Source organism: Rossellomorea sedimentorum, from assembly GCF_046237645.1.
Classification (GTDB): domain Bacteria; phylum Bacillota; class Bacilli; order Bacillales; family Bacillaceae_B; genus Rossellomorea; species Rossellomorea sedimentorum.
Window position 1 is genome coordinate 2,478,032 of record NZ_CP143546.1, and the last position, 13,519, is coordinate 2,491,550.

General features: G+C 41.2%; 11 protein-coding genes. 1 reads left to right on the forward strand and 10 read right to left on the reverse strand.

Annotated features, from left to right (window positions below; translation table 11 throughout):
* Positions 1-164: 164 nt before the first annotated feature.
* From V1502_RS12265 to V1502_RS12275, 3 genes are all read right to left on the reverse strand, one after another.
* Positions 165-2,414 (reverse strand): chlorophyllase/cutinase-like alpha/beta fold protein, encoded by a 2,250-nt coding sequence (locus V1502_RS12265; RefSeq protein WP_409250933.1) that lies wholly within the window; start codon positions 2,412-2,414, stop codon positions 165-167.
* A gap of 135 nt (positions 2,415-2,549) precedes the next feature.
* The gene (locus V1502_RS12270) at positions 2,550-4,487 is read right to left on the reverse strand and encodes an endonuclease MutS2 (RefSeq protein WP_409250934.1); all 1,938 of its coding nucleotides are present in this window, start codon (positions 4,485-4,487) and stop codon (positions 2,550-2,552) included.
* A 705-nt stretch (positions 4,488-5,192) separates the two neighbouring features.
* Positions 5,193-5,471: a YkvA family protein gene (locus V1502_RS12275; protein ID WP_409250935.1), complete on the reverse strand. Its 279-nt coding sequence runs from the start codon at positions 5,469-5,471 to the stop codon at positions 5,193-5,195.
* Between the two features lie 300 nt (positions 5,472-5,771).
* On the opposite strand from V1502_RS12275, the gene V1502_RS12280 reads away from it, so the two are divergent.
* Positions 5,772-7,370: an ABC-F family ATP-binding cassette domain-containing protein gene (locus V1502_RS12280; RefSeq protein ID WP_409250936.1), complete on the forward strand. Its 1,599-nt coding sequence runs from the start codon at positions 5,772-5,774 to the stop codon at positions 7,368-7,370.
* 636 nt (positions 7,371-8,006) lie between these two features.
* Here V1502_RS12280 and recQ read toward each other — a convergent pair.
* The 7 genes from recQ to V1502_RS12315 all read right to left on the reverse strand — a co-directional run bounded on the left by recQ (position 8,007) and on the right by V1502_RS12315 (position 13,508).
* The gene (recQ, locus tag V1502_RS12285; protein ID WP_409250937.1) at positions 8,007-10,130 is read right to left on the reverse strand and encodes a DNA helicase RecQ; all 2,124 of its coding nucleotides are present in this window, start codon (positions 10,128-10,130) and stop codon (positions 8,007-8,009) included.
* 230 nt (positions 10,131-10,360) lie between these two features.
* On the reverse strand, positions 10,361-10,525 hold the full coding sequence (locus V1502_RS12290; protein ID WP_409250938.1) for a hypothetical protein: 165 nt from the start codon (positions 10,523-10,525) through the stop codon (positions 10,361-10,363).
* Between the two features lie 96 nt (positions 10,526-10,621).
* Positions 10,622-11,563 (reverse strand): nucleoside hydrolase, encoded by a 942-nt coding sequence (locus V1502_RS12295; protein WP_409250939.1) that lies wholly within the window; start codon positions 11,561-11,563, stop codon positions 10,622-10,624.
* Positions 11,564-11,766: 203 nt separating this feature from the next.
* The gene (locus V1502_RS12300; RefSeq protein WP_044022155.1) at positions 11,767-11,970 is read right to left on the reverse strand and encodes a cold-inducible protein YdjO-related protein; all 204 of its coding nucleotides are present in this window, start codon (positions 11,968-11,970) and stop codon (positions 11,767-11,769) included.
* Between the two features lie 130 nt (positions 11,971-12,100).
* The gene (locus V1502_RS12305; protein ID WP_006834898.1) at positions 12,101-12,301 is read right to left on the reverse strand and encodes a cold-shock protein; all 201 of its coding nucleotides are present in this window, start codon (positions 12,299-12,301) and stop codon (positions 12,101-12,103) included.
* A 256-nt stretch (positions 12,302-12,557) separates the two neighbouring features.
* Positions 12,558-12,689: a YuzL family protein gene (locus V1502_RS12310; protein WP_409250940.1), complete on the reverse strand. Its 132-nt coding sequence runs from the start codon at positions 12,687-12,689 to the stop codon at positions 12,558-12,560.
* A 51-nt stretch (positions 12,690-12,740) separates the two neighbouring features.
* A complete protein-coding gene (locus V1502_RS12315; RefSeq protein ID WP_409250941.1) occupies positions 12,741-13,508 on the reverse strand; it encodes a nucleotidyltransferase domain-containing protein in 768 nt (255 codons plus the stop codon).
* Positions 13,509-13,519 lie beyond the last annotated feature (11 nt).

The following is a 13,519-nucleotide window of genomic DNA, read 5'->3' on the forward strand; positions in this document are numbered from 1 at the left end:
AGAAAGAAGAAAGCACAAATAAATTCACTGATCAATTCCTTTTTTACTTTAAGTCATGTATAAAAGGTAATTCGTTTCAAAAGGGGTGATTGAACCGGTCTTCTCAAACAGTTGCTATAGCTTTTTTTACTTGCAGAAAAAGACAGAAGGCTGAGCTCCTGTCTTTATTGAATTGCGTTTAAAAGGCCGATTTCGTCAAGGAATATATGACCTTGAGCAGTCTTGTCGAATATAAATTCTATTTTTTTCACCTGGTCCAGCTTAATCCCTTGGGAAGTAAATTTCTCAAAAGGGATATGAAATATTTGAAGTACGGGTTCGTGAGAGTTTCCATACCTGGATTTTTGATAGAACCATGTTTTTGTATGTTGAATGTGAAGTGCAGGTGCCAAGGGCAGGATTTCACTTAATGCCACTTCTGCTTGCTGGCCATCGGTCATTTGGAGTCGTATTGTGAAATCCACTTCTTCCTTCATCTCCTCCATGCTTGCAGCTGAAAATGTCAGTAAGTCCTTCTCCCTGATACCCGCTTCTTGAAAATACCCTTCAGGAAGGGTCATCTCATAAAAGCCGGGATTCGAATAACTGCCATCCCACTTTAAATAAACTCCATGATTTTTTCGTTCGTCATCATCCCTGGTTTCCAATTCACCTTCATGCCAGAATTTAAGCCTTGATGCCTTAAAAGTGATGTCAGAATCATTCCCACTGCTCAGGTCGTAATCATTTTCATAGTCATTGATCACATAATATGAATTGTCACTATAACGATTGACATAAGTCGTATCGGGCAGCCATTGCAGTGCATATGTGTAATCCATGAACATTGGTCGATATTCTGTCTTCCCTTTCAACGTCGTATCCAGAAAAGCGGATATATAGGTTTTGGCAATTTGCCTTTGCTCTGTCCCTTCAAGAAGCGGCTTCTTATTGATGAAAAGGTTCATCGGCAGTGTTGTGTCATTATCTCCCCAGACTGTATTGAACTGTCCGTGATTCGCCCCATGTATATAGAGAGAGGTTTTCATCCAGTCGTTTTCACCTGTGAAGGCAAGCCCGTTATATTGACGGTCGCCACTGAACTCAGAAACATCACTGTCATAAGATCCATGCAACAGAAGGTAATTGACGTTTTCCATTAGGACAGGCTTGTCACCCAGTGTAAAATAATCCGTTGGCGCAATCGCCACCACAGAATTAATACGGTAATCAAAGTTAAAGGTGACGATCCCGTTATTAGGATACCGGTCAAGCTTATTGAATTCTGTAGCGACAGCCGCGGCCTGTCCTCCCCTTGAGTGTCCAAGCAAAGCGATATTGTCAAGATCGACTTTTTTATAAAACGGCGAGTCCTCTTGATCATTAAATTCTTCAAACTGATTGAGATGTTTCAGCATAAGCCAGGCTCTTGTGCTGATTTCATTATTCAGACTGCCTGACCATGAAGAAGTATTCAGAAAGTTTTCATCTATCGAAACGGCAATATACCCCCTGCTTGCCAACAGCTCACCCAGGTAGGCATATCCTTCATCCGAGAATTCCTCCATGATATGATTGCCATGCACCATGAGGACAAGCGGAAATTCACCATTCCCTTCCGGCATCCAAACGCTACCGTTCAAGGGAATCTCTGTCCGGTCAAATCCCCAGTACCATGTCCTGTACTTATTCCAGCCTCCTGTGACAAATGACGCATTTACGGGATCTGTCTTATAGTCAACCCCTTCAGAAAACTGCGGTCTTCTTTTATCTGTACCACTTCCATAGGTAAAAGTCCGCACCTCAAAATCTCCTCTTTTAGATGGATCTTCAGCCTGAAGTGATTTGGGGACAGCTGAAGTGGCAGCTGGGGGATACCTGTCAAAACCAGGCGCCGTCAACCAGGCGGTAGACCCGGCTATTATGATTACGCCGGCAGTCAAAACCATCATGGAAGAGAATTTTCTCCTCTTTGCATTCAGCCAGTATCCAACCGCTCCTCCTGAAAGAACGCCGATCCCAATTAAGATTAAACTTAACGGCAGGATTTGATAAGTGTTCCGTACTTGAGATAGAAGAACAATCAATAGAATCGCAGAAGATAAAACCACGGCTAAGAAGCGGTTATTTATTTTCTTAAAAAGTAAAATGACAGGGTACATAATAAAGGGAATGATCATTGCCGTTAATACAATCGCCATGAAAACGATCAGAAAGTCAACTACAGAACCAAGACCTGTTTCAAGCCCTAACCCGAAAAAAGCAGCAAACAGGACGATCACGATAAAAGATCCTACGGCCGCTCCCTTCCAAGCCTTTTGGAAAGCCGATTCAATGTTCACCCAGGCTGTGAGTAAACCTTTCCTTGCACGTTGAAAGATGCTTTTCTTCTTCTTTATTTCAACAATGTGTTCCAATTCTTTGTTCGGTTCCATTATGAAGCCACCTTTTTTAATCTCCAAACACATTATATCAAAGATAAAGTTCCGTTTCGGTAAAATATTTTTGGTAACAATGTGCCTCTAATCATTAAAAATGCTGCTCCCTTTAACAGGAACAGCAGTCTCCACTCATTCAGGTGTTTCATAGAAAATAACGTTTTTTTCATCATGCCGTCGATTCATTTGATGACTCTTTTTCCGATACTCTTTAGATTTGAAAAGGATATCAAAATCGTAATTATCGGGATACATTTCCTTTGCTGATATATAAAGTTCCAGCCGCTTGTGGTTAACTTGCGTTTCTTCTCCTTTGATAAAAACGGAGTAGTTCCCCACCTTATCCGGCCCTTCTTTGACAATGCCAAACTCGCCGTTTGGACTCACCTTGACATTGTCACCCATACTAAACTGAACAACTCTATCTTTTAGAGGCTCTTGAGTGTTATGGTTTCTTTTCGCATACTTGTTTACCGCAACCTGTTTTTCAAGTTCTTTCCGCACATGGAGATCACCCATTTCAGCGGTATACTTTTTGTCTGTTTTATAGGTTACTTTGTGTGCTGCCTCAATGATTGCCGGATGCATCCCCAGTTTTAATGCAATAGAGAATGCCTGGCTTTCTCCCCCTCTGCCCACAATCAATCGATACGTTGGTTCCAAAGAATCCAAATCAAATTCCATAGAACCATTGGTGAATCCTTCTTCTATCTGTGCAAACTCCTTAATTTCACTGTAGTGCGTAGTGGCGAGCAATGTGGCCCCTTTCTCATATAGCTTCTGCAGGATGGCTGTCGCGAGTCCCATTCCTTCTCCTGGATCTGTGCCCGATCCGAGTTCATCCAATAAGATCAGGCTCCTGTCATTCGCCTCCTGCAGAATCGCTATTATATTTTTCATATGTGAGCTGAAGGTGCTCAAATTCTGCTGAAGGCTCTGGCCGTCCCCAATATCCAGAAGGACCTTCTGAAAAATACTGATGTGGCTGCCCTTGGCTGCAGGAATGTGTATCCCAGATTGCGTCATTATTGTCAAAAGGCCGACTGTCTTGATTGACACCGTTTTCCCGCCGGTGTTGGGTCCGGTGATCAGAAGGGCATGAAAATCCTTTCCCATTTCGATAGTAAGCGGGACCGCTTCTTTCCCGAGCAGAGGGTGCTTCGCATCTTTCAAAAAAATATAATGAGATTCATTCAACTGAGCAGCGTTGCCCCCAATTGATCTGCTGTATTTCGCTTTAGCAAAAAGAAGATCATAATTGATCATGACCTCGACAGCCAGTTTCAACTCTTTTTCATTCTGCTGCAGAAGTCCGGTTAGATACAATAGTACATTTTCTGCCTCGGACTCTTCTTCCATCTTTAGGTACATAAGCTGGTCCTGCTGCAGCCCCACTTCTTCCGGTTCAATATAAAGGGTGGATCCGGAGGCGGAGGTATCCAGTACAGCCCCCTTGATTTTCCCGCGATATTCCTTTTTAACAGGAATCACATACCGGTCGCCCCGCTGGCTGACAATCGCCTCCTGAATATAAGCCTTATATTTAGTGGACTTGAGTATATGAGCCACTTTCTCCTTCAGTCTTTCTTCTTGAATACTGATCTGTTTCCTCACTTTCAATAATTCCTTAGTTGCATAGTCATCAACACGGCCATTTCGAATACACCGCTGAATTTCGTCATAAAGACCAGGCAGTTCTTCAATGGAATAAACGTATGAAGAAACTCGGGGCGCAATGAATTCTTTATCCTTCATGTATCTTTTCAACTTATTACAGCATTCCAGAAATAACATGAGTTTCTGGAACTGTTCCGGTCTCAGCGCAGTTCCTTTATTCATTTGTTTTATTATGTTCTCGATTCCATCCAGCGCGTGGATTGGAATACTTTCGCTTACTTTCAGGATTTCAACCGCTTCTGTTACTTCATCCAGCCATGCTTCGATTTGTTTTTTGTTTAATGAAGGCGAGAGCGAGCGGACAAGCTTTTTCCCTGAATCAGTGAGTGCATAATTTGAGATTTCTTCTTTTATTTGATGAAATTCCAATTGTTTAAATGTATTTTCGTTCAATGTTTTTTCCTCCAAGATATAGTCAAATTTTGAATAAGCAATTTGTATTTGAGCGGTAGTGACATACCAGCAAATTTTTTCACATCAAACTAATCCATAAAACAACGGTTCATTCACCAAGGTTATACAATGTTTAGCTCTTTTCGTAAGTATTGCTGTTTGATAGTTGGTTAACTTCCGCTACTGCTGCACGACATTGCGAGGCGGGCGATGAGCCTCCTGGGTTTCCTTTCGGAGGGTACTTAAACTGGGGTGCTGGAACTGGACTCCTCCAAAAGTTCCTACACCTTACGCTCCAATCAAACATCCGCAAACAGATTCATTTAATTTAAAAAGCAGCATTCCCAGAAAAAAACCAAATAAAAAACCGCAATGAACAATGTCCATTACGGTTGTCGTTATCATACAAAAAGAGAAATCTTCATCGTGCCATATGCACAAAGTGCTGTGCTTAATGGACACAATTGCAGAAAACGTTTGTATGGCCGGCTCATTGTTCTTAACCTATCAGACACGAAGGCACACTTAAATAAGCATAGGAACAGACCTTTTTTCTGTTCAGCCTTGATGAATGACCGTATATAATTACGGATTAGTTAAGAACGACACCTAACATACAACATTTCCCCTTTGATCAGAGATTTTTTAGCTACAACTCCATAATATGTCAATGAATCAGTGATTGTCAATCACCCATCATGAAGTTTAGAGTTTCACCTCATATTTATCCTTCAACTCATTTGGGGCCATTTTGACGATTTGCTGCAATACTAGTGTAAAAACGGCAATATCATCAACAATGCCAAAAATGACCAGCCAATCAGGAATCAAGTCGAAAGGGAGCAGGATATACCCTAAGATCAATCCAATGGAAATCAGCTTTTTCCATCCCTTCACTGCGGGTGATTTGAAAAAAGCGACCAAGAATGGAACTGATCTCCTGATGTTGAATAAAAATTTTAGTCTGCTAAAAAATCTGGCCACAATCCTTACCTCCTTCTAAATCGCTTATCTATTATATACCACAAATGAAGAATAATATTTTTCATTTTTACTACTTTTTTAGGTTTTAATAGGCGAAGACCAGCGGCCTGTCATTTGAGTTCTTCCGCAACCCCCACAACTCTGGCTTTGTGTCTCCCTAAGCTCTTTTGGCGTCTTTCCTGAAAACCCGTCCTCTTGCTTCTTACCCTTTTCTTTAAAGTAAATTATCCTTATAAATGTGAATTTCTCGCAGGAACATGTTATAATCTTTTAGATATGATTGATGGAGGTAATAACTAAATGATTCAAGTATCAGATGTAAGTCTGCGTTTTGGTGATCGTAAATTATTTGAAGATGTAAATATAAAATTCACGCCTGGTAACTGTTACGGGCTGATTGGAGCTAACGGTGCCGGAAAGTCAACGTTCCTGAAAATCCTTTCTGGAGAAATTGAAGCTCAGACAGGAAATGTATCCATGACACCGGGCGAGCGTATGGCCGTATTGAAACAGAACCATTTCGAATACGAAGAACATGAAGTATTGAAAGTGGTCATCATGGGACATGCCCGCTTATTCGAAGTCATGCAGGAAAAAGATGCTATCTACATGAAAGCCGATTTTTCTGATGAAGATGGCATGCGTGCAGCCGAACTCGAAGGCGAATTTGCTGAATTGAACGGTTGGGAAGCAGAATCAGAAGCAGCGATCCTTCTAAAGGGTCTTGGAATCGGAGAAGAACTTCACACGAAGAAGATGGAAGATCTTACAGGTGGAGAAAAAGTAAAGGTATTGCTGGCTCAAGCGCTATTCGGCAAGCCGGATGTCCTTCTTCTGGACGAGCCTACCAACCACTTGGATATAGCAGCGATTCAATGGCTGGAAGAATTCTTGATTAACTTTGAGAACACGGTCATAGTAGTATCACATGACCGTCACTTCTTGAACAAAGTCTGTACACATATTGCCGACCTGGACTTTGGAAAAATCCAAATCTATGTCGGAAACTATGATTTCTGGTATGAGTCCAGCCAGCTGGCAACCAAGATGGCTCAGGATCAGAATAAAAAGAAAGAAGAAAAAATCAAAGAACTTCAAGCGTTCATTGCCCGCTTCAGCGCGAATGCATCGAAATCCAAACAGGCAACTTCCCGTAAGAAGCTTTTGGATAAAATTACGCTTGATGACATCAGACCTTCTTCCCGTAAGTATCCGTACGTTCACTTCAAACCTGAACGTGAAATCGGAAATGACTTGTTAAGAGTGGAAGGCATTTCTAAAACGATTGATGGTGTAAAAGTACTCGACAATGTAAGCTTCATCATGAATAAGGATGACAAAATTGCATTAGTCGGAAGCGATGAAATCGCGAAAACAACACTGTTTAAAATCCTTGCCGGTGAAATGGAGCCTGACAGCGGTTCCTTCAAGTGGGGTGTAACGACTTCACAAGCCTACTTCCCGAAAGACAACTCGGAGTACTTCCAAGGAAACGAGCCTAACCTGGTTGAATGGCTGAGACAGTACTCACCTAATGACCAAAGTGAATCTTTCTTGCGCGGTTTCCTAGGCAGAATGTTGTTCTCAGGTGAAGAAGTCATGAAAAAACCAAGTGTTCTTTCCGGAGGGGAAAAAGTACGCTGCATGCTTTCCAAGATGATGCTGAGTGAAGCGAACGTTCTTCTTCTCGATGAACCGACGAACCACTTGGACCTGGAATCCATTACAGCACTGAACAATGGTCTTGTAAACTTCAAAGGTTCAATGATCTTTGCGTCTCATGACCACCAGTTCATTCAAACAATCGCAAACCGTATTATCAAGCTTGACTCTGAAGGCATGATCGACAAACAGATGACCTATGATGAGTTCCTTGAAACAACTGCGGTTAAAAGCTAATATGACTAGACAAAGCGGCCTTCCTTTTGGGAGAGGCCGCTTTTTTGTATGCACTGAAATTAGCTTGGTTTTCAGTTTAATTGGTGAGGTTATAGTTATAGGGACGGTGGATTAAAGCAATGATGCGGTCAACTGTAAGACTGGGACTTCTGTAAAGGAATAGAGCTTTTGCGAAGTGGTTTATATAAGATCATTCTATAGAGAGTTTATTGAGACTTTAACTTTTCCCTTTGGCTGCTTATTTTTCTTAAGAGATCTTTTAGAGGACGAGAAATCTCATTCTGGCTGTTTATCGTCCTTTAGAACCCTTTTAAAGGACGTTAATTCTTCATTTGCCTGATTATCATCCTTTAGAACCCTTTTAGAGGACGATAATTTCTCATTTGCCTGATTATTGTCCTTTAGAACCCTTCTAGAGGACGATAATTTTATTTTGGGCTAATTAACGTCCTTTAAAGCTTTCCTAAAGGACGCTAATTTTAAATCTATCCAACTATCGTCCTTTAAAGCCTATCTTAAGGACACTAATCATTATCCTGCTCCCTCTCCCTTTAAAACCTTCCGAATAAAGCTCTATAACTAAAATCGACTAACTAAAAAAACACGCTCAAATAAATTTGAGCGCGTTTCCAGTCTTTATTTTACCGTCATAACCCTTTCGTGCAGAAATATCTTGATTTGGAAGTAGCTTATTTCTTCAGGCAGCTCTTCTTTTATTGGTTTGAGTTTTTCAGGACCGGCTTTTTCAATTGCTTGTTGTATCAATACGCGTTCCTCTTCACTGAGGAAGTTGTCTGTGTCGACTTGCATTTCCTCTTCAATACACTGAATGATATGATTTTCGACCGTCGTCAGGGAGAGGTTTCTTTCTGCTGCGACCTCTTTCAAACCTAATCCATTTCTATACATTTTATAAGTTGTAAGGTATGACGGCTCTTCTGTCTTTTTACCGCTTTCCCCGGCTGTGTTCTCTTCCGTCTTGCTTTCCACTTTGTAATCGGCTATTGCCTCAAGGAACCTGGCACCATATTTGTCATTTTTGTGTGCCCCTACTCCTTTTACCTCAAGGAAGGACGCACTGTCCCCTGGCAGCTTCCTGCACATATCGCGAAGAGTTTCATCAGAGAAGATGACAAATGGAGGAACTCCTTCTGAATCGGCCAGGTCTTTGCGGATAGCTCTCAATACTTGGAATAACTCATCGTCCTCTTGATGAGTCACTTTTCCGGCTTTCATTGTTTCTTTTCGCGTTACTTTTTCTTTCCCTTGCAGGACATTTTTTCCTCTATCGCTTACCCTCAATACAGGAAACGTGCCGCTGACGACATTGATATATTCCTCTGATATCAAAAAGTCGATGAACAGGCTGATATCCTTTTGTTTTTGATCCTTCATCAACCCATAAGTAGATAGTTTTTCAAAGCCGAATTCTTTGATTTTTTTGTTCTTGGACCCTGCAAGAACCTGGCTGACCAACGAATTACCGAATCTTTCTCCCATTCTGATCATGCACGAGAGGACCATTTGCGTCTCCCGAGTTACCTCAATCGCCTGCCGGTCATCTGTACAGTTACTGCATTTCCCACAAGGAGCCGCTTCTTCGTCTCCAAAGTAACGCAGGATAAATTCCTGAAGACATCCCTCGGTGTGGCAGTAATCCACCATTTGCCTTAGTTTCAGAAGTTCTTGTGTATGACGGGCAGGGTCTTGTACATTTTGTGAAATGAGAAAGCGCTGTATCTGGACATCCTGCGGTGAATATAGGACGATACATTCACTTTCCCCGCCATCCCTGCCGGCTCTTCCAGCTTCCTGATAATAGCTCTCCATATTTTTCGGAAGTTGATAGTGAAGGACATACCGGACATTGGATTTATTGATGCCCATTCCAAAGGCGTTGGTGGCAACGATGATTTGCAGATTATCTTTTAGAAATTCTTCCTGCATCTCATTACGCTGCACATCATTCATACCACCATGATATTTTCCTACAGCAATGCCCTGCTTTTTCAATTTATTGTACAAGGCATCGACTTCTTTCCGGGTGGCAGCGTAGATGATTCCTGATTCGTCTTGATTTGCCTTAACGTAGTGTAAGGCAAATTGACTTCTGTCCTGTCCCTTTATCACTTTGAAACTCAAATTCTCTCTTGAGAAACCCGTTATATAGGTGTTGTCTTCCTCGATCTCAAGAGAAGCACAGATATCATGCTGAACTTGAGGGGTTGCCGTAGCTGTCAGGGCAAGGACAACAGGGTTGCTTGGCAGTCCCTGGAGCAGGTCTTTGATCTTCAAATAACTTGGACGGAAATCATGGCCCCATTGAGATATACAGTGGGCTTCATCCACTGCAACCAGAGGGATCGGCAAGTTCTTTAAGTACTGCACAAAATAGGGGGACTCCAGCCTCTCCGGTGCAATATAGATCAGCTTGTACACCCCTAGTTCTGCTTCACTCAACCGCCTTTCAATCTCTTGCTGGGTAAGTGAACTATTTATAAAGGTAGCCGGTATTCCTGTCTGGTTCAGTGCATCTACCTGGTCCTTCATCAATGAAATCAACGGAGAAACCACCAGAGTAATTCCTTCCAATAACAAAGCAGGTATCTGATAACAAATCGATTTTCCGCCTCCAGTAGGCATGATGCCGGCTGTATTATGGCCAAACAGCACACTCTGGATGATTTTATCCTGGCCGGGCCGGAAATTTTCATATCCGAAATATTCTTTCAAATAGTTTTTTGCATGAAAAATATTCATTGCTATTAAAAACCCCTTATTTTTAAACTCTAGGTTTGTTTGTATTCTTTATATAACCATTATAAACCCCATAAGCTGTGAGGTCGATGAATGCTCATGATTTTTCCAAGAGATTTGAATATTTGCTTCAATTCCTAATTTTTGTTCTCGCGGATAACCTCTATCCTTCTGCTCCGGACACAAAGAAAAAGACCCATTGAAAGGTTCAACAGGTCTTACATCCTCACTATTTAGAACCAACGGAAACCCGGCTTTTCATCTTCTTTATCTTCCGTTTCAACTGCTTCCGCTTCAGCTTTTGGGGCCCCTCTCCAAAAAGCATCCCAGACATTATGTTTAGGACTTTCTTCTGCAGCTTTTACTTCTTCTTTTACATCTACCTTTTTCTTTGACATGGGTGTACCTCCTTTGAATTTTCTCCCGGTTTAGGCCGGTAAGGAAATCGACATTACATACTATTCAAAGGAAGCCATATCGTTTAGGCGTATGCCTCAGTTTTGTTTAATTTCTCCCATGAGGGTATTCAATACATTTTTTAGAAAATCCTCATACTTAAAGTCAATGTTTATAAAATGATTTGATTGGGGGTTATTTTCCATATTTCTAAAGTCAGCAAAGGTATACCCCTGAGTCTCCTTATCCCTGGAAATCGAAACCTTTTTCTGAACAATCGTTGTATTCTCAATGTTTACCAGCAAGTAAAGCGTATATAAGTCATGCAGCGGCACCCCTGCCAAGCCAGGCTGCAATTCTTCATACGCTTTTTGATAAAACGTGAATATCGGGAGAAATATATCTTGGAACTGGTTTTGGCTTTTTTCAGCCAATAACCTGATATGTTCTTCCTTTAATTGGGCATACTGAGTCACATTTAACGGAGCCACATACACAGGCAGCCCAGCATTAAGAATATAATTCGTGGCAGTGGGATCTCCATGAAAATTAGCTTCAGCTGTTTCTGTGACGTTGCCAGGAACCAGGAATGCGCCCCCCATAAGGTATACTTCTTTTATACTTTCTTTAATAAATGGATATAAGTTGAAAGATAAAGCCATTGATGTATTTCTCCCGATATCCACAAAGTAAAGATCATCATGTTCGGAAGTGATCTCGAGGATTGTACTGAAGGGTTTGGCTTCATGCGTAAAAGAATCAGGTACTTTTATCGGCCCGATCCCATCTTCTCCGTGTATCTCCGGATAAAATGGCTCATATTCTCCTGTAAGCGGTTTGGAGGCTCCAGTAATTACAGGAATGTCTTCACGTCCTGCCAATGAAAGAATGTAAGCAGCATTTTTAGTCGCATCCTCCTGACTGACATTTCCGAAACCCGTAACAATCGCTTTCAATTGAATGTCCGGGTTGATTAAGGCATAGATGATGGCAAAGGTATCATCTATGCCAGTGTCTGCAAATAATACAACTTTCTTCATTGCAAGCTCCCACCTTTCAGAAAACTTCCTAACACCACAGGATATTCAAAAATATATGGTTTTAGCCATGAAAATAAAAAATACAAGAACCCTTTATCACTTTAAAGGACGAAGAGGGACTGTCCCTCTTAGCGCTTTAAAGTGATAAAGCGTTAAACCAATAAAAAACTTCCTAATGAATAGGAAGTTGAATGATCACGGTACTATTTAGTTGTTGGATGAGGGTTATCCACAACTTGAAGAACTTCTGATGAAGGAGCCATTTCGCTTTTGCAAAGCGGGCAATGAGGTGTCTCTTCACTTTTGAAGTTATCCCTCATCCAGCCTTTGCAGCCTTCAGATGAACACTTCCAGATCTTTGTTTCTTCTGTTTTGATTTCTTCTTCATTTCTTCTTCCAAATGCCATCGTGTCATTACCTCCTTTTTCATTCCAAGGCCGATTTGTCAGGTGACTGAAAGTTCCTTCAAACCGGTCTTATAAAAATAGCTACCCTGTTTCTGGTGGGTAGCTATTTTTTAGTATCAGCGCACTAAAATTATAATTTTACAACGTTAGCTGCTTGTGGTCCGCGGTTGCCTTCAACAACTTCGAATTCCACACGCTGACCTTCGTCAAGAGATTTGAATCCTTCGCCAGTGATTGCACTGAAGTGAACGAATACGTCGTTTTCGCCTTCAACTTCGATGAAACCGAAGCCTTTTTCTGCGTTAAACCATTTTACTGTACCTTGTTTCATGAATAGAAACCTCCAAAAAATAAAAAAAATTTAATATGTTACTTTTTAAAATAAAAATTCACATATTATAAAAAGTACCGGCTGAGAAAGGCGATCACTTTTTATAATATGTGAATAGCTTTCGATTTTGCGGTGATCAAAATATTAATTCTGATACTCCTATTATAGTACATTAATTGAATTTGTCAAATAAGTAAATGGTAATGCTTTCCGGAAATGTTTCTGAATGGCGGGTCTTCGATTGACCCGCCAGCCACTATTTCTTGTTTCTTTTTCTGGAAGACTCAGCTGGAACTCCGCCCGGCAGTTCGCTTGCCGTCGTACCTTGGCCTTCAACCTGGGCAGACCCCAAGCCTGCTTTTGATGGGTCTTGTTTCTTCTTTGCCATAATATCACCTCGATATATATTATGACAAAAACTCCTGAATCTTATGTCAGCCTACTTTTGAATGGGGCTTCTTATTTTCCAGCCGTCTATAGAGAAACCGCCCATTATTGAAAGCACATGCCGGCTTAACCGTTCATAGAGTAAAATTCTTTCCTCATCTTCAGTTTCCTTCAATGCGTCTAGGTATAACTCTAAAAATTCTTGATCGGGAAACGGCTCCTTTAAATATTTTCTCAAGTAACTCTCTTCACTCAAGTAAGACGCAATCTGATAATAAGGGATCTGTTCAACAGAAAGAAATTGACAATATTGCTCAAAAAGAACCTTTAAAGAATTATGGTAGACAAACGTAAATCCCCCTCCCCCTTTTTCATGGAGATCCTGCAGATTATCAAGTGAATCCCATATTGCATACTTCATAAATTCCAGCGAGGTTTCCCCGGTTTTTTCAAATGGTTTTTGCAGCCATTCATAAGCCTCTTCTTTCAAAATAGAGACTGTCCCCTCTTTATCCAAGATTATTTCACCTGTGGCAAACTGGACTGCCGCATGGGTACTTCTCTCTTCATAGTCCTCTTTAAAATACGTACGGATTTGTATAGGCGGATTACAGAAATACTCAATCAGATATCCATCAATGACCCTGTTTCCACGTTCCCTCCAGTCTTCTCCTTCTTTCAACACCATATGTACATCAATATCTGACCGGTTTGACGGGTGTCCTGTAATGTAGCTTCCGCATACTAATACTCCAGCCAACTCGGAATTATAGGGCCAGTCTTCTAAAAATGCTTTCAATGCTTTTCTCCAATTCTCCATGACTCTCCTTC